The organism is Flavobacterium sp. ZE23DGlu08 (assembly GCF_030505335.1).
GTDB classification, from domain to species: domain Bacteria; phylum Bacteroidota; class Bacteroidia; order Flavobacteriales; family Flavobacteriaceae; genus Flavobacterium; species Flavobacterium algoritolerans.
In genome coordinates this window covers 3,329,795-3,353,340 of sequence record NZ_CP130045.1, presented here as the reverse complement: position 1 = coordinate 3,353,340, position 23,546 = coordinate 3,329,795, and the positions used below count along the sequence as shown (strand labels likewise).

The following is a 23,546-nucleotide window of genomic DNA, read 5'->3' as shown; positions in this document are numbered from 1 at the left end:
AATTTTGCAACATTCTTTTTGAATTTTATAATGTATTTCGTTTTCATTTTTTAATCTTTGTACGCAATCCCATTTGCAGACAAGATTGCAATTCTTATTTAAATTGGTTAATTTTAACCAAAAAATACACCTCATTTGAAAACATACGTAAAGAAAAGTTTAAAAATTTTCCTTTGGATAATAGGAATTATAATCCTGTTGTTCTTAATTCTTTTTGTTGCTATTCAAATTCCTTCTGTTCAGAATTATGCCAAAGATAAAGCAGTAACGTACCTGGAAGGAAAAATCAAAACCAAAGTAAGGGTTGATAGTCTTGAAGTTGAATTCCCAAAAAAAGTAATTCTTAAAGGCGTTTATTTTGAAGACCAAAAAAAAGACACTCTTTTTGCGGGAGAAAAGTTAGCTGCCGATATCAGTCTGTTTCAATTGATAAACAATAAAGTCGAAATCAATTCCTTAGAATTAGTGGGGATTTCGGCACATTTAAATAGAGATTCTAAAGCTGTTTTCAATTTTGATTACATCATAAAAGCATTTGCTTCGCCAGAGAAACAAAAGAGTGATTCGCCACCCATGCAGTTTTCTGTAGAAGAAATTAAGCTCGACCGCATCAAGTTTAAATATACTGATGCCGTCACAAAAAATGATCTTTACGCTAATCTAAAGCATTTTGAAACGAGAATTAAAACTTTCGATTTGAACGAAATGAACTTTGAAATCCCGAAAGCTAAAATCAATGGATTGAAGTTCAAATTAAAGCAAGGTTTGGTTCAGATATCCAATGCGACCAAAGCAGCAGCAATAAAAAACGAATCGGAATCCATTTTAAAATTAAAATTAGGCGAAATTGATTTTGCAAAAATTGATTTCGATTATGAAAGCGAAGAAACCAAGTTATCCACAAATTTTTATTTGAAAAAGCTACTTGCTAAAATTGACAAAATTGACCTTAACAATCAATTCGCAATTATAGAAAGTCTTGATTTAACTGGCGTAGAAGGCGCTTTGACTTTTGATAGATTAGATGTAATCAAACCTAAAAGCGAAGCTACAAATACCGAATCTAACAATTGGGACGTCAAAATAAAGAAAACGGAATTCAAACGGGTGAATTTCCGTTACGACAATAATAATGAGACTCCAGTTCAAAAAGGAATTGATTACAACCATTTGAATCTTACCAATCTAAACTTACAGGTAGACGAACTGAATTACAATTCCGAAAATATTTCCGGACTTGCCAATTCATTAACTGTTAAAGACAAAAGCGGTTTAAATATTCAATCCTTTAATGCGGAATTTTTCTACGGTAAAAAGAATGCTTTCCTTAAAAAATTATATTTAAAAACCCCACAAACGGAACTGAAAGATGAAATTAGAATTGGCTACCCTTCTATTGAATCTTTAGCTAAAAACCCGGGAGAATTAGGTCTTATTGCCAATTTAAAAAAGAGCAAGTTGGGGATTAAAGATATTTTACTTTTTGCACCAACTTTGAATAATACGAATCCGTTTATGAGCAATCCCAATGCGATATTGCTGATTAATGGAACCGTAAAAGGAAAACTAAAAAACATTGAATTTCCAAGTATAGAAATCAGTGGCATTGGAACTACAAAAGTAGCGGCAAGCGGGAGAATCATAGGCTTACCAGATGTAAACAAAGCCTATTTTGATTTGAATATTAAAGACTTGCAATCCGGTTCGAAAGATTTTGTTGGCTTTTTACCAAAAGGAACCATTCCAAATTCGATTCAGTTGCCGGCAAAATTCAGCGCCAAAGGAATTTTTAAGGGAACTATTGCTAATTTCAATACCAATATGAATATCGTAAGTAGTTTTGGAAATGCAAAAATCAAAGCTACATTCGATCAAAGCAGAAAAAATTACGAGAAATACGATGCCCAAACCGAACTTACTAATTTTGATTTAGGGAAATTTATCAAAAACGACTCCATTGAAAAAGTAACTTTAAAAGCCAGTATAAAAGGAACAGGATTTGATCCAAAAACGGCAACAGCATCTTTAAACGGGAATATTCTAAAAGCATATTATAATAAATATACCTACCAAAATGTAGCTGTAAAAGGAAATATTCGCAACGGAAATTTCAATGCAACTGCTTTCGCAAAAGACCCTAATCTAACTTTTGATTTGGTAAGCAGCGGAAGTTTTAAAGACAAATATCCTACCGGAAAACTAAAACTGAATGTGGATATCGCTGATTTGGAAAAACTGAATCTGCACGCTGGCCCATTGAAAATAAGAGGCGTTGTAGATGCTGATATTCAATCGGTAAATCTTGATTACCTCAACGGAACGGTACATGCGCACAACATTACCATAGTCAATGCCAAAGAAGAATTTGTAATTGATTCCATTAGCGCAGTGGCAACCTCCACCTCAGAGAAAAATACATTCGTATTGAAATCACCGTTTTTGGATGTGGACGCCAACGGAAAATACAAGTTGTCAAAAATAGGGACTGCTTTATCAAATTCTATTGCAAAGTATTATGACAGCAAACCAAGTTCCAGAAAAACAGCTGTGGAAAAACAAGAATTTGTTTTTAAAATTGGCGTAAAAGACAGTCCAATTCTATTAAAACTAATTCCTGAATTGAAAAGTCTGGAACCCATTAATATACAAGGAAGATACAACTCTGTCAACGACTCTATAGTTTTGAATGGTACAATTCCGAAATTAATTTATGGCGAAAACACCATTACAAATGCTGTCCTTAAAGTAGATACCAAAGATAATTCGCTTGTTTACAGTTTTATTGTGGATGACATTCAAAACAAACAAATTCAATTGCCACATACCAGTATTTCAGGCAAAGTGCAAAACAACATTGTGGATTATACGTTGCAATTAAAAGATTCAAAAGACAAAGAAAGATACTTAATTGCAGGTACATTAAAAGCTGCGAACGGCAATAATGACATCAATCTTGATCCAAATAATTTATTGCTGAACTATGAATCTTGGAAAATAACGCAAGACAATTTAATTCGCTTTGGCAAAAAAGGAATCTATGCAGATAATTTTGAATTGAGTAAAGATGGAAGCAAAATCCTGATACAATCACAGTCGCAGCAAGCAAATGCACCAATCGCAATTAATTTTAAAGATTTTGACATAAAAACCATTACCAGTATCGTTGAGAAAGATGATTTGCAAATGAGCGGTAAAATCAATGGAAACGCATTGGTCAAAAATATAAGTACCACACCGCTTTTTACTTCAGACTTAAACATTGAAAATTTTACTTTCAAAAAAGATACAATCGGAAACATCAGTATCAAAGTGAATAATGCAATTGCTAACCAATACGATGCTACAATTGCCATTACAGGTCAGGGAAATCAAGTCAATTTAGAAGGAAATTACAAAACGAGTGACAGCAGTTTTGACATGAATCTTGATATTGATAAATTGAACTTAAAAAGTATTCAGGGTTTCACTTTGGATAATATTACTGAAAGTACGGGATTCTTGACAGGGAATTTTAAAATAACAGGAAATACTACCCAACCCAAAGTAGTTGGCGAATTACAGTTCAATGAAATTGGTTTCAAAGTGAAGCAGCTTAATGCAAAATTCAAGTCTTTAAACGATAAAATTGTTTTTACACCTAATGCTATTCTTTTTGACAATTTTATAATTAAGGATGAAAAGAACAATGATTTAGCCATCAACGGAAAGATTGACAGTGAAAATTTCAGCAATTTTGGTTTTGATTTAGCCATCGATGCTGATAATTTCAAAGCCGTCAATTCTAAAGCAAAAGACAATGATATGTATTATGGTGAATTGTACTTGGACAATCATTTGAAACTATCCGGAAATCTAGACAATCCTGTTGTTGAGGGCAATATCAAAATTAACAAAGACACTAAATTCACTATTGTTTTACCACAATCAGATCCGTCAATTGCCGACAGAGAAGGAATTGTAGAATTCATTGACCAAGACAATCCGAAATTAGTCGAGACCATTGTTATGGATGAATTGGACAGTGAAATGGACATAAAAGGAATCAACGCTTCGGTAAATATTGAGATTGATAAAGATGCTGAATTGTCGTTGGTTATTGATAAAGCAAACGGGGATTTCCTAAAATTAAAAGGAGAAGCGCAATTGAACGGCGGAATTGATCCATCCGGAAAAACAACTTTGACAGGAAGATATGAATTATCTGAAGGTAGTTATGAAATGAATTTTAACGCTATCAAAAGAAAATTCGACATTAAAAAAGGAAGTTATATCCTGTGGACTGGTGAACCTACAACGGCTGACATCAATATCACTGCGGTTTATAAAACTGAAGCTGCTCCAATTGATTTGATAAATGATCAATTAGGAGATGTCACCGCCGAAGTGAGAAATACCTACAAACAAAAAATTCCTTTTGAAACCGAATTGAAAATGAATGGCGAATTGATGAAGCCAAACATTTCTTTTGACATCATTCTACCTGATGGAAACAATAGCGTTTCAACAGAAATTATCAATGCGACACAAGCTAAATTGACGCAATTGCGTCAGCAACCGGATGAATTAAACAAACAGGTTTTTGCCTTACTACTGCTGAATCGTTTTATTGGAGAAAACCCTTTTGCCAGTGAAACCGGAGGCACGAGCGTTTCGTCACTAGCAAGAGAAAGTGCCAGTAAAATTTTGTCACAACAACTTAATAATTTGGCGGGCGATTTGATTGAAGGTGTAGAACTTAATTTCGATTTAAATACTTCTGATGATTATACAACGGGTCAACGAGAAAATAAAACCGATTTGAGCGTAGGAATTTCGAAGAAATTATTGAATGACCGATTGAAAGTTACGGTAGGAAGCAGCTTTGGAATTGAAGGGCCACAACAAGTAAATCAAAACGCCAATAATATTGCCGGTGATGTATCGATTGATTATCAACTTTCAAAAGACGGTAGATATAAAATACGAGCGTACCGAATTAATAAATACCAAGTGGCGCTTCAAGGGGAAGTTGTGGAGACAGGAATTGCTTTTATCATCACTATGGATTACAATAAATTCAGTGAATTATTTCGCAAAAGTGAGGCAAAAAAAGCAAAGCGGAAAAATAAATAAAAGTTTTTGCACCATTAAGAAATTAAGAAAACAAACCAATTGATTTTCCTTAATGAAACTTAATTCCTTAATGGTTTAATTTTTTTAATAAATAATAAATTGATGAACAAGAGCCATATACTATATTTTCTTTTTTTAGCATTGTTCGCTTCATCGTGTAGCAATACGAGATTTCTGCCCGAAGGAGAACTATTGTATACGGGTGCAAAAGTAACCGTTGAAGAAAAGGAAATGTCTAAAAAAGAAAAAAAAGCATTAAAAACGGCATTAAAAGAAGTTCTTAGACCAAAACCAAATTCTTCGATTTTGGGATTAAGACCGAAACTATACATCTATAATTTGGCTGGGACGCCAAAGAAAGAAAAAGGATGGCGCTACTGGTTGAGAACCAAAGTGGGCGAAGCTCCTGTTTTATACAGCCAAGTAGATTTAGAATACAACAAAAGTGTTTTGCAAAACTTTGCCGAAAACAGTGGCTATTTCAATACAAGAACTTCGGCAGATTCAACCCGACATGGTAAAAAAGCAACCGCAGAATACATTGTAAAACCCGGAAAACAATATAAAATTAAAGAAGTAAAATTCCCCACGGATTCTTCCATAATTTCGACTGCAGTTCGCAATACCAGACGAAGAAGTTTGTTAAAAAAAGAAGAAGGTTACAGTCTTGACGCCATCAAAGAAGAAAGAATTCGCATTGATGCCAGACTAAAAGAAAAAGGATTCTTCTATTTTAATCCTGATTATCTTAAAGTGCAAGTAGATACAACTGTTGCAGACCATCAGGTGGATCTTATTGTAAAAGTAAAAGACGAAGCTCCAAAACGAGCAGAGACACCATACAAAATCAATAAAATTATTGTTTATCCAAACTATTCCATTGGTTCTGACAGTGTAAAAAACAATATGGATTCTATCAAAAAATACAATGATTTAACTATTATTGATCCGGAGAATTTATTCAAACCCCGCATTTTTGACAGAGCATTGTATTTCAAAAAAAATGATTTATACAACCGTACCGACCATAATTTATCCTTGAATCGATTAGTAAATCTGGGGACTTTCAAATTTGTGAAAAATCAATTCAGAGTTTCTGATACCACAGGAAATTATCTGGATGCGTATTATTATCTGACGCCATTACCTAAAAAATCAATCCGACTGGAATTATTAGCCAAAACAAACTCCGCTAATTATACCGGAACGGAACTCAATTTAAACTGGAGTAATCGAAATACGTTTAGAGGTGCTGAATTGCTTACCATTTCTGCTTTTGGTGGTGTTGAAGTACAAGTTTCCGGGCAAAACAATGGGTTTAATGTATACCGTATTGGAACCGAAGCAAATTTAGTTTGGCCACGATTAGTAGCGCCTTTTAAACTAAATTCTCCAAGTGGTTTTGTTCCAAAGACGAAGGCAACATTAGGATATGAATTCCAAAACAGAACCAAATTATATTCCCTGCAAACCTTCAAAGGTTCTTTTGGCTATTTATGGAAAGAAAACGAACGAAAAGAACATTTATTCAATGTTACTGAGATTACATACGCCAGTCCGGAAAACGTTACTGCTTTATACCAAGAACAAATTCTGAAAAATGAATCTTTGGGAAAAGTAATTGAAAAGCAATTGATTTTTGGGCCAACTTATTCCTATACCTACACCAATACACTTCAAAAAAGAAAGAAAAATACCTTTTACTACAAAGGGAGTATCGACTTAGCAGGAAATGTGGCAGGAATTGTTTCGGGAGCAAATGTTCGAAAAGGCGATACCATTAAATTATTTGATGTTCCGTTTAGTCAATTTGTCAAAATAGAAAATGATTTTAGACATTACTATAAATTAGGCCCAGATTCTCAAATAGCCAGCCGAATAATTGCAGGTGCTGGATTTGCTTACGGAAACTCCCGTGAAATGCCTTTTATCAAACAGTTTTTCATTGGTGGAACCAATAGTCTACGAGCCTTTAGAGCACGTTCCATTGGTCCGGGAAGTTTTGATGGCGCATCAACCAACACCAATACTTTTTTGCCCGATCAATCCGGTGATATAAAATTGGAATTTAATACCGAATACCGTGCTAAAATTTACGGATTGGTGAAAGGTGCTTTGTTCTTAGATGCTGGGAACATCTGGCTATTGAATGAAAATCCTGATAAACCAGGAGCCAAATTTTCAAAAAAATTCCTGAACGAAATAGCCGTTGGAGCCGGAGCCGGATTGCGTTTCGATTTCTCGTTTTTGATTCTTAGAACAGACCTCGCCTTCCCTATTCGGAAACCATATTTGCCTGATGGCGATCGTTGGGTTTTGGATCAAATCAACTTTGGAAGTGGCGCTTGGCGAAAAGAAAATTTAATTTTCAACTTGGCTATTGGCTACCCTTTTTAAAACAATACAATCTGGATAAAAAAAAGAGCACGATAATTATCGTGCTCTTTTTGTATGATAAATATTCAAATTTTAGTCCACCAAGAATAATGCATTACTGAACAATAAATTTCCGTTTTCCCAGAAACCTCTAAACAATGGATTATCAACCATATAAATTACTTCGCCATTTTCTTTCTTATCGACAGCAAAGCTTACTGTATTATTCAATTTCTTTTTGATTTCATTACCAACAAAACCGTAACTCTTATAATCTTTAGGCACGTAAACAACATTTGTTGCCTTTTTCAATAATGAATAATGTCTGTCATCCGTTTTTAAGCTGAAATATTTATCTCCTAAACCAAAAGACATTGGATGTGTTTTATTCAAAAGATTCTCAATGATAGCCCCAGGAATCGATTTAGAAATATACCTGCGTTCAGTATCTTGGAAATCTAAGAATCGTTCTTTTAATTCATTTTCAGAGTCTTCTTTTTCAGAGCTAAGTTTGTCTTCATCCGTAGCAAAAGGACTCAAAGCATATCCTTCTTTTCCTTCAAATAAACTAAGGGCACTATTCATGGCAATCACTTTTCCACCATTTTTAACCCATTCTGCAATTTGTTTCTGTTGTTCTTCAGAGAAATTGTAATAGCCATCAGGCAATATCAATGTGTTGTAATTGTATAATTTTATTCTTTTAAAATTATCCGCATCCACAACACTTACCGGATAACCCACCGTTTCTTCCAGATAATACCAAACAGAACCAAATTCAGTAGAACCAACTCCTTTGCCTGACAATAAAACAATTTTTGGAGCTTTTAATAAATTGAAATTTTCACCACCAACATCTTTAGAATTCGAAGAAAAACCAGTTAAGATGTAATTAAAATCTGTTTTTATTTTCACAAGATCAGTAATCGTTTTTTCAAAGTCAACAACATTAGGATTGTCAGTTTTCGTAACCAGTAAACCTCCCGGCTCAACAGTTGTATCCCCAAAAATCGCTTTTTTCATCGCTGATCGCACCTTGATATTATTTTGGTGCAACAAAGATAAAACCTGAGCTGAGATTCTGTTATTCCACGGAATATGAAATGCATATACATTTTTAGGAATCGTTTTTTCCAGCGCTTCAATTGACGCTTTTGTTTTAATGGCTAAACTATTTTTTACCGCATATCCTTCAACTCCATACGCCAAAGGCAATGCCCAAGAGGTAATGTCATACGATAAACTGTCATTTAGTTTTTGGTTCGGTTCAAAAAGCACTTGTGCAAAAACGGCTTTTTGTTGGTCTACTTTTACAATCAAATCATTCGGTTCAATCGTAAAACCTTTCTCTGACTTAGTGTTGTAATTGAATCCCGAAGCTTTTTGACTAGCATCGGCATAACTGAATTCTACATTATTTTTTTTCAACAAATCCGCCATTTGAATTAATTTCGGATTGTTTTTCATCACATACATTTTATAATTTCCCTTAACTGTTTTTCGAGAATTATTCATAAAACCTCTGAATCCTTTCAACAAAACATCCGCTTGTGATGCCGCCGATTCCACAACCGTTAAAACAGCCGTTGCGTGATGCGTCAATCGGTCTTTAATAGTCAAATTGATTCCGTTACTCATCACAACTTCTCTTCCTGCTCCTATTCCTCCTTGCTCCAATGTCATTCCTACTGCTCCGTTATAAGTAGGATATGTATCACCATAACTTGGATAAAACAAATCAAAACGTTCCCCGGTATTGTACATCCAGTTTTGAGCATCGAATTTCTTAGAAATGTTTTTCCCTAAAGTGTAATGAAAATCTTTTTGATACTTTTCAATGTATTCGTGCAAAGGTTCTGCTGATGGGGGAAAGAAATACGGAGAATTATATCCCATTTCGTGCACATCAGTATGAACTTGAGGCATCCATTGGTTGTATAATGCAATACGCTGTTGGGTTTCCGGTTGTGTTTGCCACGCCCAGTCTCTATTTAAATCAAAAATATAATGGTTGTATCTACCACCTGGCCAAACTTCCATGTGTTCTCTGTCTGACAATTCAGGATGCGTTTTTTTACCTGAAATCTCTCTTAACCAATTTCCGTATCTGGAATATCCATCAGGATTAATGCATGGATCAAGGATTACAATCGTATTCTCTAGCCACTTTTTAGTTTCTGCATTCGAAGGATTTACTAATTCATAAGCCACTGTCATCGCGCTTTCGGTTCCTGCAAATTCATTTCCGTGAACATTAAAACTCAACCATACAATTAACTTATCGCCAATCATTTGAGATTTATTCTCGGATAAACCAATGGCGGCTAAATTGTTATTTCGAATTTGTTCTAAATTAGCCAAGTTATCCGGACTGGAAATAAAATACACATTCAAATCCCTTTGTTCCGGTGTTACACCATATTTCTGATGTTTGATAAAAGTGGACTTTTCCGTAAGATGCTTGAAATAATTTTCAGCCTGATGATAATAGGTAATTTGTTTTCCGTAATTGGGTAAAAATTGAGAAGGACTTTGCACTTGCGAATGAACACTTAGCACCAAAGTTAGCATTAGATAAAAAGAAAAAACGGTCTTTTTCATATTTTTTTGGGTTAGTTATGCTTCAAAAATAGCCATTTAACAAGTATTGCACAAGCTAAATTTCGGATTAGTGAAATATTGATTTTACTAATCCTCAAGTTTTTATTAATTCATTTTTTCTTGAAGAATAATAACAATACGGCAATATTCATTATTAAATAAACAATATTATTCTATTTTAGATTAGTATCATTGCTACATTCTATTATATTTGCAGACAACAAAATTCACACTACAGATGGAAGAATGTATCTCAGTTTTTGACATGCTAAAAATTGGTGTAGGACCTTCGAGTTCGCACACACTTGGACCTTGGAGAGCTGCAGAACGCTTTCTTAGTGAATTGAGAAACGAAAATTTACTTCATACTGTAAACCGGGTAAAAATAGATTTATACGGCTCCCTTTCGTTAACCGGAAAAGGACACGCCACGGATTTAGCCGTAATGCTGGGTTTAAGCGGGCAAGATCCGGAATACATTCCAGTGGAAAATATTGATGCAATCATTAAATCCATTGAATCCAAAAACGAAATCAATTTAGGAAACGAAAAACCAATTCCTTTTTATTTCCTCCAAGACATCGTTTTCAATAAAAACTTCCTTCCTTTTCATGCCAATGGAATGACTTTTACAGCTTATATGACGGATGATAGCGAATACGTTTCTACCTTTTATTCTATTGGTGGCGGATTTGTGGTCAAAGAAGAACGCATCAACGCCAAAAAGAAAATCCAGATAAAATGTGCTTTTCCGTATCCTATTGACAAAGCATCCGAACTATTGGATTATTGCAAAAAAGAAAACAAATCCATATCGGAAATCGTTTATGAAAACGAAAAATCGATGCGTACCGAAGCTGTTATCGATCATGAATTGATGCGCATTTGGAAAACGATGCTCGAATGCATGTACATTGGTTGCCATTCTGAAGGGATTCTTCCAGGCGGATTAAATGTGCGTCGCCGTGCTTTTGATATGCACCAAAACCTCATCGGTCTAGCCAATTATGATTCGCCTCAAAGCTGGCTCGAAGAAATTAGAAAAACAGAAGTGAAATTTCGCCAAATCCTGAAATGGGTTTCTTGTTTTGCCCTTGCGGTAAATGAAGTAAACGCTGCTTTAGGGCGCGTGGTTACTGCTCCAACGAATGGAAGTGCAGGCGTTATCCCAGCTGTTTTGATGTATTATTTAGTGATTGAAAACCACAATGCTGGAGAAAAAGAAATCAAACAATTCCTGATGGTTGCCGGAGAAATAGGCAGTATTTTCAAGAAAGGCTCTACAATATCCGCAGCAATGGGTGGTTGTCAAGCCGAAATTGGTGTTTCTTCCTCGATGGCCGCAGCCGCTTTATGCGAATTGATGGGCGGAACTCCTGAACAGGTTTTAATGGCTGCCGAAATTGCCATGGAACATCATTTGGGATTGACTTGTGATCCTATTGGCGGTTTGGTTCAGATTCCGTGTATCGAAAGAAATACAATGGGTGCCATAAAAGCCATTAATGCTGCTGAACTAGCTTTAGAAACCGACCCAAAAAACGCAAAAGTACCTTTGGATAAAGTGGTAGACACAATGTGGCAAACTGCCAAAGATATGAATAATAAGTACAAAGAAACTTCTGAAGGTGGATTAGCCATTGCCGTAAATCTGGCAGATTGTTAAATTTAATAATACAAATTTAAAACACTGATAATCTATAATTCAACTATTTACAGTATATTTAATACCTATTCTTAAACCGGAAATAATGGAAATTAATTGGATAATAGTCAGCATTGTAATCATTTGTGTGCTTATTTTGATTGTATTTCTTATTAGAAAAAATCAAAAAGAAAAAAAGAAATACACTCATTTCTTGAACAATGATTACAAAAAAGCAAAGGAAGAAGAATCAGACTTGAATGACGACACGTATTGATTTATATTGTTAAACTCTTTTGAAAATCCACAGAAATCATTTCACTTTTCATGAAACAAAATTCATTATTTCATGAAAAGTGAAACCAAAACTACTTTCTTCGGGTATCAATAAGATGAACGATTTTCCAAATGTTATCTTTTTTGAAAAGCGTAAAAGCATTCACCCCTTTATGACTTAATTTACCATTCATATAAAACTCATAAGGCGTCCAAGCGTGTGCCATAACGCCATCCACTTGAATGGAATAACTCATAATTTTTTCCTGAAACTTTAATTCAGCAGGAATAGAAGCTATCGATTTAAAAAATACTTGTGGCTTTTCATTGGATAATTTGGTGCCTTTAGCATTCTCGCTAATAGATTGTAAAATCATTGTATCCTCACAAAGAGCCTGTAATTTCAGAGTATCTTTGGCATGAAAAGCCTCGAAAAAAGTATCAACCACTTTTTGAATTTCTTGATTTTGAGCCTGAGAATTTGCCGAGATGAACAATACTATCAATACTACTATTTTACGCATAATTACTTTTTTAATAAATTGGTATTACAAATAACATTACTGTTACATTTTTGAGTTAAAAATATACATTTTATTACCTTTACAATCTTAAAACAACAAATATGTCTGTCGCAAAAAAAGATTATAAAAGGATTACTACAAAATCACTGATTGAGATGAAAGCTAATGGAGAGAAAATTTCCATGCTTACAGCATACGATTATACCATGGCAAAGATCGTTGATACTGCCGGAATTGATGTCATTTTAGTGGGTGACTCTGCATCGAATGTAATGGCCGGTCACGAAACGACTTTGCCAATTACTTTGGACCAAATGATTTATCACGCGTCATCTGTGGTGAGAGCTATAGAAAGAGCATTGGTTGTCGTGGATTTACCTTTTGGAAGTTACCAATCAGATCCTAAAGAAGCATTGCGTTCTGCCATCAGAATTATGAAAGAAAGTGGTGGTCATGCCGTAAAACTGGAAGGTGGTAAAGAAATTAAAGATTCAATCAAGAAAATATTAAACGCAGGAATTCCAGTGATGGGACATTTGGGTTTAACACCACAATCTATTTATAAATTTGGAACCTATACAGTTCGTGCCAAAGAAGAGGAAGAAGCAGATAAACTTATTGAAGATGCTAAATTATTGGAAAGATTAGGTTGTTTCGGATTAGTGTTAGAAAAAATTCCTGCTCATTTAGCCGAGAAAGTTGCCCAAAGTATTTCTATTCCAGTAATTGGGATTGGTGCAGGTGGCGGAGTTGACGGACAAGTTTTGGTGATTCACGACATGTTAGGAATGAACAATGAATTTAGCCCGCGTTTCTTAAGAAGATACATGAATTTATACGAAGGAATGACAACTGCCATCGGTCAATATGTTGCCGATGTGAAATCAAGTGATTTTCCTAATTCAAGCGAGCAATATTAAAATTAGACTTCTTAGATTATTGGATTGTTAGACTAAAAAAAGTAGAAATGCATCGATTTAAGGATTTAGAGATTTGGAAAAAAAGTAGATTTTTTTTGTTCTAAAATTTATAAAGTGACTTTGTCTTTTCCTAACGATGAAAAATTTGGGCTAACAAATCAATTAAGAAGAGCTGCTGTTTCTATTCCGTCTAATATTGCTGAAGGATCATCAAGACAATCTAATAAGGACTTTGCACGATTTTTAGAAATTGCCATCGGTTCAGCTTATGAAGTTGAAACACAAATTCTTATTTCATCCGATTTAGGTTTTATCACTCCCGAAGATTTAATAGAATTATCAAATATGCTAAACGAAATTATTAAAATGACTTCAAGATTTAGAGCAACTTTATTATAGACTTTCTTAGATTTTCAGACTGCAAGACTTGTTTAAGAATCTAACTATCTAAAAAGTCTAACTTGTCTAAAAATCTAAGAAGTCTAAAAATCTAAAAATCCAAATGAAAATAGTTTCGAATAAAAACAACCTTCAAGTGCTACACGAAGACAATCACCTTATTGTGGTAAACAAACGTGTAGGCGATATTGTGCAGGGTGATAAAACGGGTGATAAACCATTGTCTGATGTGGTGAAAGAATACATCAAAGATAAGTACAACAAACCTGGAGAAGTATTTCTGGGTGTGGTGCATCGTTTGGATAGACCGACAACTGGAATAGTCGTTTTTGCCCGAACGAGTAAAGCGTTGACGAGAATGAATGAGTTGTTCAGTAACCGTGAAACCAAAAAAACGTATTGGTGTATTGTCAAAAATAAACCTTCAAAGCCTGAGGATAAATTGGTTCATTTTCTAAAAAGAAACGAGAAGAACAACACTTCAAAAGCACATTTAAAAGAAGTTCCCGAAAGTAAACTTGCCAGTTTAGATTATAAAATCATTAAGGAACTCAATAATTATTTTGCTCTGGAAATCAATCTTCACACGGGGAGACACCATCAAATTCGGGCTCAACTTTCTGCAATTGGTTCACCGATAAAAGGCGATTTAAAATATGGTTTTGACCGAAGTAATCCTGATGGCGGCATTCATTTGCACGCCAGAAAACTAGTTTTTGTACATCCTGTTACCAAAGAAAATATAGAAATCATTGCACCAACACCTGATGATGTGATTTGGAATGCTATTTAGAAAACTAATTTCATCTAAAACTGTTGTTACATCTCTCACTATATAAAAACCTAACTAGAATGGTCTACTACGATTTTCCAGCCTTCTTTAAATTTTTCGACTAATAAAGTAAAAAATCCTTTTTGTTCCCCTTTTTCCATTTGCAAATTCCAACCTCCTAAAACGAAAGCATATTTTTTATCAATCATTTTAATTTGTATGATATCAAAAGTTAGGTTACCCATAGCGGCTTTGTCAGGATAGACTTGCTGATAGACTTGTAAGTTTTTTTCCCAGCCGTAAAACGGTCCTGTTTTTCCAACAAATAGTAAAGAATCGGATTTTAAATAACCTTGCATATATCCAATCATATCCCCATTATTCCAATCTAAACGTTGCTTTTCTAGGACTGCTTTAATTTCTTTCTCTTGAGCAATTGATAAATAACTACAAAACAAGAGCATTATTGATAAAATATTTTTTTTCATTTTTTACGATTTGTATTAACTTTAATTTTATTAGAGATAACCTTCATCCCTTTTCATCAATCAAATATATTCAAAACATCGCGTTCATTCCCACTTAATTTTATGAAACATTGTAATATAAAAATACTTGAACTGCTTTTTATTCTTTTTTATATTTTACCTTAAAAAAAATGTAGCATTAACTAATTATTCCTGTTTTTTTTGTTTTTTTATTTCGGATATAGAGTGGGTTTAAAATAATATTTATGTAATTTTAAATTAAAATCATCCAATGAAGTATCATACAGAAATTGCTTTCCGAAAAGAGTCCCTTAAAAAATTATTGCACAACATTATAGAAAATGAAGAGGCAATAATCAAGGCTTTGTATGATGATTTTAAGAAACCTGCATTTGAAGCCGTTTTAACTGAAACTAATTACGTCATCAGTGATTTAAAAGAGACGATAAAAAACATCGATTCTTGGGCGAAGCCAAAAAGAGTTTTCCCTTCATTTTTAAATTTCCCTTCTTCTGATTACGTCTACAGTGAACCTTACGGCAATGTTTTAATACTTTCACCGTGGAATTATCCGTTTCAATTGGCTTTATGTCCCCTTGTTGCCGCTGTTGCCGCAGGGAATAAAGTGACTTTAAAACCATCTGAACTCACTCCGAATACTTCGAATATCATTTCTAAAATTATCACTGAAACGTTTGCTGTAAAAGATGTTGTGGTTGTCACGGGAGATGCCACAATTGCACAGGAATTATTAAATCAACGCTGGGACTATATTTTTTTCACGGGAAGTGTCGCTGTTGGAAAAATAGTGGCAAAAGCAGCTGCCGAAAACTTAACGCCCGCTACCCTGGAATTAGGCGGAAAAAGTCCTTGCATAGTTGACGAAACCGCTAATTTAGAATTAAGCGCGCGACGCATTGTATGGGGGAAAATCATAAACGCCGGACAAACCTGTGTTGCACCTGATTATATTTTGGTACACCAAAAAATGAAAGATACTTTCGTAAAATTATTAATTCAAGAAATTCAAAAAGCACTTGGAACAAACCCGGAAGAATCATCTGATTTTGCGAGAATCATCAATTTTAAAAATTGGGAACGTCAATTACGTTTATTGGAAAATCAAGAAATACTTTTTGGCGGACAATCTAACAAAGAGACATTATACCTTGCTCCCACTTTACTTGACGAGCCAAAAATGGATAGTTTAGTGATGACAGAAGAAATTTTTGGCCCAATACTCCCAATACTTTCTTATGAATCAAAAGCTGATATTGAAAAAATAATTTCGAGCTTCGAAAAACCATTATCCCTGTATTTATTTTCCCAAAACAAATCCTTTATCGATGAAGTGTTGCAAAAATATTCTTTCGGTGGTGGTTGCATCAATGATACCGTAATTCATTTGGCCAATAATCGCCTGCCTTTTGGCGGTGTTGGAAATTCCGGAATGGGAGCGTATCATGGAAAATTAAGTTTTGATATTTTTTCCCATAAAAAAGCAATTGTAAAAAAAGGGACTTGGCTCGATTTACCGATGCGTTATGCGCCCTATAAAGACAAATTAAAAACCATTCAAAAAATATTAAAATGGTTGTAACCAATGAAAAATCAGTAAGTGAGGCCATAAAATACAGGCGATCCGTTCGGGTTTTTAAAAACGAAGCTATTGATGAGCAAAAAGTAAAAGAATGCATTCAATTAGCGACTTTGGCACCCACGAGCAGTAATATGCAACTTTGGGAATTCTACCATATTGTTTCGCCAGAAATAATACAAGAAATAGCAAAAGCCAGTTTTGATCAGAATGCTGCAAAAACAGCACAACAAATAGTGGTTGTTCTGGCGAGGAAAGATTTATGGCGCAAAAGAGTACAATCGAATATTGCACATCTAAAAACTCAATATGGTAATAAGCCCGAAGCGGATTATTCGAAAAGAGAAAAATTTGCTTTGAATTACTATCAGAAAATTATTCCGACCCTTTATTTTGATTTTTTAGGAATTATCGGCATGATAAAATTTCTTGTTTTTCAAGTTATTGGAATATTCAAACCCATCTACAGACAAGCCAGACAAAGCGACATGCGCATTGTAGCACAAAAAAGTGCGGGACTTGCAGCACAGAATTTTATGATAAGCATGGCGGCCATAAATTATGATACGTGTCCAATGGAAGGTTTTGATTCGCTGAGAATTAAAAAAATATTACATTTACCGGCTCGTTCAGAAATAAACATGATTTTAGGCTGCGGAATAAGAGAAGAACAAGGCGTTTACGGGGAACGATTTAGAGTTCCTTTTGAAGAAGTCTATTTTAAAATATAAAAAACTAACAAACCAAATAATACCAAAACCAAATGATTAAAACTACACAAGACCGTATTGAGGAAATAAAAAAGAATGGATACACCTTAGATTTTGGAAATGTTTTCAACCATGCATTCGAAAATTATAAAAAAATTGCAGTGTATGGCGGTTTAATATTTTTTGTTTTTGCAATAGTCATGAGTCTTTTAGCTCTTGTTGTACTCTTCTCCATTTTTGACGCAGAAACTGTTTTAGAAAAATTAAAACCAGAAAATTTACAGCCGGAGAATTTAAGTTTAGACTCCATGTTAATTTTCTCAGGAGTCTCTCTTTTAATAACGTGTTTGCTTAGCCCTTTTTCTGCTGGTTTAATAAAAATGGCATATTGTGCCGAAAGAGACGATGAATTTCATGTATCAACAATGTTTGAGTATTACAAAGCACCTTATTTCAAGGAACTGTTTATAGCAACATTTTTGATTACTATCGTTAACTCCATACTATCAGGTATTCTAAATTATATACAAATACCAGTTCTTGAAGTTGTTTTTTCAGTAACGATTGCCTTGTTTACCATCTTAATGATTCCACTAATCATTTTTGGAAAGCTGAAAGCTGTTGAAGCAATCCAAGCCAGTATTGTAATTGTTTCTAAACAACCTTTAGTAATATTGGGACTACTTGTCATTGGAGTTATAGCATCTTTGGTAGGATTTATAGGATGTTGCATCGGAATCGTTTTTACAATCCCATTTATGTACTCATTGTATTATGCTCTTTACAGCGAAATAATTGGGTTTGATCCTGAAACTGAAGTTGAAAATAGAAACTAAAAACATTTTTTATAGCTAAAAACCAAAATTTAATTTTACTGAATTTTGGTTTTTATTTGAAATTAATCCTTACATTGAAATCAATATCAAGGTAGAACCCCAAATCTAGTCATTCAAATCTAATCAAAATACTTCTATGGTGTTATACTGTAGCCTATTGACTATTTACAACTCAAAATTAGTTTTATTTTGGGCTTCTAATCTTTTAACGATGAATACTCTTTTATGGCTAATAATTGCTGCTTTATTTGTTTTTTTGGGGTATAAAATTTATACCATCAAATCTACTTTAAGAAGCAAACTTTTAAAAAAAGGAGTTGAAACGGTTACAAAAAGCAAAGAATACCAACTTTATTTACTCTTTTTAGGCATCATCCTTCCTGCAATAGAAGTGATTTTTGAAATTTTTAAAATTAGACCTGTAAGTCTATTAGTGCCAAACTGTACTATTGGCTTTTCTTTAATTTTATTGTATTTCATAAGTACCAGATCTATTATTGTATTTAGGCACATCAAACAAATTTTCATTGCGCTGTTCATAATCTATTTTTGTTTTATAGCCCGTAATCTAATTTATTCGCCAAGTGATGTTATCCCTATAACCGCTTTTGTAGTTTGTTTTTACTTTGCGTACAATGTATTACGACCTATAAAAGTGTACTGGTTTTTTGTTACATCCGTTTTTATCTTCATAGGTATCTCTTATGTTTTAGAAGCAATACCGTTAAAAACTAATATTGCACTATTTATTTATTGTTCTATAATTCTGATTATAAATTACATTCATCACGTATCATTATTAAATATTGATGTTGAATTTCGTTTTAACAATCAAATTATCAATAAAGGAAATTCACTTATTCTGGCAACAAATAAAAAAGGTGAAATTGTTTTTTGCAGCGAAAATGTGGAAACTATTTTAGGATATACCGTTGATCAGGTTATGGGATTGGGTTACTGGAAACTAACCGAAGATCCTGAATTTTATGGGGAAGATTATCACACTAAATTTAAGGTTGACAGAATGTTTATCCGAAAAATTAAATGTAAAAATGGAGAATACAAGCACATACAATGGAATGACAAAAGATTTTCAGACGATTTAATTATAGGTATTGGTCAGGATGTAACCAATGAAGTTCATTTGCAAAGTCAATATGAAAATTTAATTCAAAATGCTATTGACCTTATTTTTGAGGTAGATGAAAATGGCAATTTTACCTTCATTAATGAATTTACAATCAAAACTTTAGGTTTCAAAAAAAAAGAAATACTAACCAGACATTATTTAGAATTCATACGCGAAGATTACTGCAACAGCATCATGAATTTTTACCAAAACCTGTTAGAAAATGAGCAAAACTTCCCTACGATTGAATTTCCATTATTGAAGAAAAACGGAGAAGAAATATGGGTTTCCCAAAAAGTAATCATTAATCGAAATGACACTGGAAAAATAATAGGATACTCCGGTATTGCTAGAGATATTACAAAATTCAAGGATATTGAATTTGAAAATAAAATTCGTCAGAAAAAAGTAGAAGAATACAACAAAACGATTAAAAAACTATCGACTACAAACTTTAGTAATTACAAAAATCTAGACCTTAGCATAATGCAAATCATTGAATCTGCTGCAAAAGTCAGTAAATGCTCTCGCGTTAGTTATTGGAATTATACCGAAGATGTAATTACTTGTAAAAATTTATATGAATTAGAAACCAATACCTATAGCAAAGGATATGTTTTAGAAAAAGAAAATTATCCTATTTACTTTGAATCCATAAAAAGTAAAAAGCAAATTTGTGCGCCAGATGTTTTAGACAAATGGGAATTATCTGAATTTATAGAAAATTATTTTCTAAAATACGATATCAAATCACAACTCGATATTCCGATTTTTATCAATGGGGAATTAATGGGAACCATCAGTTTTGAAACTTCAAAACATAAAAGAAATTGGGATAATGACGATATTATTTTCGCCAGAACAATTTCGGACATTGTATCATTGACCATAATTTCGCACAGTAGATATGAAGCTGAGAAAAAATTAGAATACAAGAGCGACCTTTTATCAGCAATGGCACTGTGTACAGAGAAGTTTTTAAACAGTAAAGATATAAATGATATTTTCTCGGATGTACTCATTATTATGGGAAAAGCAACAAAAGCCCATCGAGCCTATTACTATGAGAATGATGAAGATACTGGATTAATAAGTCAAAAATACCGTTGGATAATACACAATATAAAACTAACTGAGAATAATGTAAAGCTTCAAAATTTACCATACGAGTACTTTGAAGAGCTAATAACACCACTTTTAAACAATAAAATATACAGAGCTATAATTCCTAAAATTGAAAATATTTCTTTGAGGAATAAATTAGCAAATGTAGATGTGGTTTCATTGATTCTTTTTCCAATTTTTGTGAGAAACAAATTCCATGGTTTTTTAGGATTTGATGATACCCAAAATGAACGAGTATGGTCAGAGGATGAAGTTAATATTTTACAAACATTAGCCAGTAACATCGCCTCTTCTATTGAGCGTCTTGCTAACGAGACAGCTATAAATGAAAGTGAAGAAAAGTTCCGATTATTAGCCAATAATATTCCCGGAACCGTTTATTTATCTAATTATGATGAAAATAACACTAAAATTTACATTAATGATGAAATTGAAAAACTAACAGGATATGCAAAATCAAATTTCCTGAATGATCAATTATCTTTCATTGACTTAATTCATCCAGAAGATAAAGCAATTACAATTGCAGCACAAAAAAATGCCATAGAAAATAAAAGAGCGATTCACTTAACGTACCGAATTATACATAAAGACAATCATATTGTTTGGGTAGAAGAGTTTGGAGATGCAATTTACAAAGAGGGAAAAATTGCATTTATTGAAGGTATTTTTATTGATATTACGGAGAGAAAAAAAACAGAAACCGTTGTACAGCAAAAGGAATTAGCTGAAGCAGCCAACAGGGCAAAATCAGAATTTTTGGCAAATATGAGCCACGAAATTAGAACACCTTTGAACGGAATTATTGGTTTTACTGATTTATTGATGAATACTAATCTGGGAGTAACCCAAGGGAAATATATCACGACGGTAAATCAATCGGCACATTCTTTATTGGACATCATCAATGACATTCTGGATTTCTCAAAAATTGAAGCCGGAAAACTGGATTTATTTATAGAGAAATATGATATTGGAGAAATGTTAGGTCAAATTATTGATTTAATATTATACGAATCCAATCAAAAAAGATTAAACTTAAAACTCAATATAGCCTCAGATATTCCTAAATATTTTTGGGTAGACAGCGTACGTTTAAAACAAATATTGATTAATCTGCTTGCCAATGCAGTAAAATTCACAGAAAAAGGTTCGATACAATTAGATGTAACCGTCATTGAAAAAATAGACGATTCTAATGCTAAAATTCGTTTTGCAGTAATTGACACCGGAATCGGGATTTTAGAACAGAATAAAAAGAAAATATTTCAGGCATTTTCCCAAGAAGACAGCTCAACGACCAGAAAATTTGGTGGTACGGGATTGGGATTAACCATTTCGAACCAATTATTAGGTTTAATGAATAGCCATTTACAACTAGAAAGCGAAATTGATTCAGGTAGTACTTTTTATTTTGATTTGAATTTAAAAACCAGCAACGAACCAGAAGAAAAAGGTAGCTTATTTGAAACTGATTTCGATTCTATTAAAGATATAGTCGTTAAAAGAAATATCAGTATCAAAAAGATCAAAATAATGATTGTTGAAGATAACAAAGTCAATATGTTATTGCTAAAAACAATTATTAAAAACTTATATATAAATCCGGTTATATCTGAAATTACAAATGGAAAAGATGCTGTAGATCAATTTGAAGCATTAAATCCAGATATTATTTTTATGGATATCCAAATGCCTATCATGAATGGATATGAAGCTACCCAATTAATCAGAACTTTAAAATCAGGGCAAAGCGTACCTATTATTGCTATAACTGCTGGTACCGAAAAAGAAGAAAAAGAAAAATGCCTCAAAGCGGGAATGAATGATTATATCCCAAAACCAATTATAAAAGGAATCATTGAAGAAACGATTTCTAAATGGACTAGTTAACATCTTCTAAAAAAGAATATTTATCGTTTAAAATTTTATACTTTTATGTATATTCATTGTTTAACAACAACTAAAAATAACACAATATGAAATGGAGTGGTAGACGTTCAAGTGAAAATTTTGAAGACCGTAGAGGAATGTCTTCTGGGGGAAAAACAATTGTAGGAGGTGGAATTATAGGTATAATTATCTTGTTATTGAATGTTTTTGGAGGAGAAAATGCCCAAATGCTGACGCCAATTTTAGAACAATTCAATCAGGGACAAAGCGCTCCTACTGAACAAAGAGACCTAACCGCCGCCGAAATTGAAGAAGGTAAATTCATAGAAGCTATATTAGTAGATACTGAAGATGTTTGGGGAAAAATATTTCAGGAAAATAACATGCAATATGAAAGACCAAAATTAATATTATTTTCCCAAGCTGTAGAAACAGGGTGCGGTAATGCTACCTCTGCTTCCGGACCTTTTTATTGTCCGGCTGACCAAAAAGTATATATGGATTTGGCTTTCTTTGAAGAACTGAAAACTAGATTTGGAGCCCAAGGAGGTGATTTTGCTACCGCTTATGTAATTGCTCACGAAATAGGACATCATGTACAAACCTTATTGGGAACTTCTGCTAAAATGAGACAAATGCAAGAAGGAAAAAGTGAAGCCGAAGCCAATAAATTATCTGTGGCTTTAGAATTACAAGCTGATTTTTATGCGGGTGTTTGGACGCATTACAATCAAAAAATGAACAATTTCTTGGAAGAAGGCGATATTGATGAAGCTTTAAGTGCGGCTCATGCGGTGGGTGATGATGCCATTCAATCTAAAATTCAAGGACATATTGTTCCTGAATCTTTTACGCATGGAACTTCGGCACAACGAAAAGCATGGTTTATGAAAGGGTATAAATCCGGTGATATCACCCAAGGAAATACTTTTGCAGATTTAGAATAAAAATTTATTTTAAAAACATTCAGAAAAAAAATAGGGCAAATAGTCCTATTTTTTTGTTTCTAACAGATTAAAACGAAGAACTTTGATTTTATTTAAACAAAATCAAGCAATCAAAAGCACATCAAAAAATTAGCAGTACCTTTGCGCCCACTTAAAGAAGTAAACTAAATAATAGTGTTTGCTTCATAAACACCAT

Annotated in this window: 15 protein-coding genes; 12 read left to right on the top strand and 3 right to left on the bottom strand. The window is 33.4% G+C overall.

Annotated features, from left to right (window positions below; genetic code table 11):
- Positions 1-135 precede the first annotated feature (135 nt).
- Both Q1W72_RS14625 and Q1W72_RS14620 read left to right on the top strand, forming a co-directional pair.
- A complete protein-coding gene (locus Q1W72_RS14625; protein ID WP_099715012.1) occupies positions 136-5,112 on the top strand; it encodes a translocation/assembly module TamB in 4,977 nt (1,658 codons plus the stop codon).
- A gap of 102 nt (positions 5,113-5,214) precedes the next feature.
- A complete protein-coding gene (locus Q1W72_RS14620; RefSeq protein ID WP_099715010.1) occupies positions 5,215-7,509 on the top strand; it encodes a BamA/TamA family outer membrane protein in 2,295 nt (764 codons plus the stop codon).
- 72 nt (positions 7,510-7,581) lie between these two features.
- On the opposite strand, the gene Q1W72_RS14615 is transcribed toward Q1W72_RS14620, so the two are convergent.
- Positions 7,582-10,089 carry a M14 family zinc carboxypeptidase gene (locus Q1W72_RS14615; RefSeq protein WP_099715008.1) on the bottom strand — a complete coding sequence of 836 codons (2,508 nt, stop codon included), beginning with the start codon at positions 10,087-10,089 and terminating at the stop codon, positions 7,582-7,584.
- A gap of 238 nt (positions 10,090-10,327) precedes the next feature.
- On the opposite strand from Q1W72_RS14615, the gene Q1W72_RS14610 reads away from it, so the two are divergent.
- Together Q1W72_RS14610 and Q1W72_RS14605 are read left to right on the top strand one after the other, a co-directional pair.
- Positions 10,328-11,755 carry an L-serine ammonia-lyase gene (locus Q1W72_RS14610; protein WP_099715006.1) on the top strand — a complete coding sequence of 476 codons (1,428 nt, stop codon included), beginning with the start codon at positions 10,328-10,330 and terminating at the stop codon, positions 11,753-11,755.
- Positions 11,756-11,840: 85 nt separating this feature from the next.
- Positions 11,841-12,011 carry a hypothetical protein gene (locus Q1W72_RS14605; protein WP_199074790.1) on the top strand — a complete coding sequence of 57 codons (171 nt, stop codon included), beginning with the start codon at positions 11,841-11,843 and terminating at the stop codon, positions 12,009-12,011.
- A gap of 91 nt (positions 12,012-12,102) precedes the next feature.
- Here Q1W72_RS14605 and Q1W72_RS14600 read toward each other — a convergent pair whose 3' ends face one another.
- Positions 12,103-12,534: a 3-methyl-2-oxobutanoate hydroxymethyltransferase gene (locus Q1W72_RS14600; RefSeq protein WP_099715004.1), complete on the bottom strand. Its 432-nt coding sequence runs from the start codon at positions 12,532-12,534 to the stop codon at positions 12,103-12,105.
- A gap of 101 nt (positions 12,535-12,635) precedes the next feature.
- Here Q1W72_RS14600 and panB point away from each other — a divergent pair, with 101 nt between their 5' ends.
- The 3 genes from panB to Q1W72_RS14585 all read left to right on the top strand — a co-directional run bounded on the left by panB (position 12,636) and on the right by Q1W72_RS14585 (position 14,646).
- The gene (gene panB, locus Q1W72_RS14595) at positions 12,636-13,454 is read left to right on the top strand and encodes a 3-methyl-2-oxobutanoate hydroxymethyltransferase (protein WP_099715002.1); all 819 of its coding nucleotides are present in this window, start codon (positions 12,636-12,638) and stop codon (positions 13,452-13,454) included.
- A 114-nt stretch (positions 13,455-13,568) separates the two neighbouring features.
- Positions 13,569-13,853, top strand: a complete 285-nt coding sequence (locus tag Q1W72_RS14590) for a four helix bundle protein (RefSeq protein WP_367881666.1) — start codon at positions 13,569-13,571, stop codon at positions 13,851-13,853.
- Positions 13,854-13,956: 103 nt separating this feature from the next.
- Positions 13,957-14,646 (top strand): RluA family pseudouridine synthase, encoded by a 690-nt coding sequence (locus Q1W72_RS14585; RefSeq protein ID WP_199074788.1) that lies wholly within the window; start codon positions 13,957-13,959, stop codon positions 14,644-14,646.
- A 50-nt stretch (positions 14,647-14,696) separates the two neighbouring features.
- On the opposite strand, the gene Q1W72_RS14580 is transcribed toward Q1W72_RS14585, so the two are convergent.
- The gene (locus Q1W72_RS14580; RefSeq protein ID WP_099714998.1) at positions 14,697-15,113 is read right to left on the bottom strand and encodes a nuclear transport factor 2 family protein; all 417 of its coding nucleotides are present in this window, start codon (positions 15,111-15,113) and stop codon (positions 14,697-14,699) included.
- Between the two features lie 271 nt (positions 15,114-15,384).
- Here Q1W72_RS14580 and Q1W72_RS14575 point away from each other — a divergent pair, with 271 nt between their 5' ends.
- The 5 genes from Q1W72_RS14575 to Q1W72_RS14555 all read left to right on the top strand — a co-directional run bounded on the left by Q1W72_RS14575 (position 15,385) and on the right by Q1W72_RS14555 (position 23,350).
- Positions 15,385-16,713 carry an aldehyde dehydrogenase gene (locus Q1W72_RS14575; RefSeq protein WP_099714996.1) on the top strand — a complete coding sequence of 443 codons (1,329 nt, stop codon included), beginning with the start codon at positions 15,385-15,387 and terminating at the stop codon, positions 16,711-16,713.
- Entirely contained in the window at positions 16,704-17,441 is a 738-nt protein-coding gene (locus Q1W72_RS14570; RefSeq protein WP_302136034.1) for a nitroreductase family protein, read from the top strand. Before Q1W72_RS14575 ends, Q1W72_RS14570 begins: the two co-directional genes overlap by 10 nt.
- Positions 17,442-17,473: 32 nt before the next feature.
- Complete coding sequence (locus tag Q1W72_RS14565) at positions 17,474-18,256, top strand: hypothetical protein (protein ID WP_233206880.1); 783 nt, start codon at positions 17,474-17,476, stop codon at positions 18,254-18,256.
- 211 nt (positions 18,257-18,467) lie between these two features.
- On the top strand, positions 18,468-22,403 hold the full coding sequence (locus tag Q1W72_RS14560; protein ID WP_302136033.1) for a PAS domain S-box protein: 3,936 nt from the start codon (positions 18,468-18,470) through the stop codon (positions 22,401-22,403).
- A gap of 86 nt (positions 22,404-22,489) precedes the next feature.
- On the top strand, positions 22,490-23,350 hold the full coding sequence (locus tag Q1W72_RS14555) for a neutral zinc metallopeptidase (protein WP_302136032.1): 861 nt from the start codon (positions 22,490-22,492) through the stop codon (positions 23,348-23,350).
- Positions 23,351-23,546: the final 196 nt, after the last annotated feature.

What these genes read in the sequence shown, in the direction of transcription:
- Q1W72_RS14580 (WP_099714998.1), bottom strand. Translation starts at nt 15,113, where the DNA reads ATGAAAAAAAATATTTTATCAATAATGCTCTTGTTTTGTAGTTATTTA.
- Q1W72_RS14605 (WP_199074790.1), top strand. Translation starts at nt 11,841, where the DNA reads ATGGAAATTAATTGGATAATAGTCAGCATTGTAATCATTTGTGTGCTT.
- Q1W72_RS14585 (WP_199074788.1), top strand. Translation starts at nt 13,957, where the DNA reads ATGAAAATAGTTTCGAATAAAAACAACCTTCAAGTGCTACACGAAGAC.
- Q1W72_RS14615 (WP_099715008.1), bottom strand. Translation starts at nt 10,089, where the DNA reads ATGAAAAAGACCGTTTTTTCTTTTTATCTAATGCTAACTTTGGTGCTA.
- Q1W72_RS14565 (WP_233206880.1), top strand. Translation starts at nt 17,474, where the DNA reads ATGATTAAAACTACACAAGACCGTATTGAGGAAATAAAAAAGAATGGA.
- Q1W72_RS14570 (WP_302136034.1), top strand. Translation starts at nt 16,704, where the DNA reads ATGGTTGTAACCAATGAAAAATCAGTAAGTGAGGCCATAAAATACAGG.
- Q1W72_RS14600 (WP_099715004.1), bottom strand. Translation starts at nt 12,534, where the DNA reads ATGCGTAAAATAGTAGTATTGATAGTATTGTTCATCTCGGCAAATTCT.
- Q1W72_RS14620 (WP_099715010.1), top strand. Translation starts at nt 5,215, where the DNA reads ATGAACAAGAGCCATATACTATATTTTCTTTTTTTAGCATTGTTCGCT.
- panB (WP_099715002.1), top strand. Translation starts at nt 12,636, where the DNA reads ATGTCTGTCGCAAAAAAAGATTATAAAAGGATTACTACAAAATCACTG.
- Q1W72_RS14560 (WP_302136033.1), top strand. Translation starts at nt 18,468, where the DNA reads ATGAATACTCTTTTATGGCTAATAATTGCTGCTTTATTTGTTTTTTTG.
- Q1W72_RS14555 (WP_302136032.1), top strand. Translation starts at nt 22,490, where the DNA reads ATGAAATGGAGTGGTAGACGTTCAAGTGAAAATTTTGAAGACCGTAGA.
- Q1W72_RS14575 (WP_099714996.1), top strand. Translation starts at nt 15,385, where the DNA reads ATGAAGTATCATACAGAAATTGCTTTCCGAAAAGAGTCCCTTAAAAAA.
- Q1W72_RS14610 (WP_099715006.1), top strand. Translation starts at nt 10,328, where the DNA reads ATGGAAGAATGTATCTCAGTTTTTGACATGCTAAAAATTGGTGTAGGA.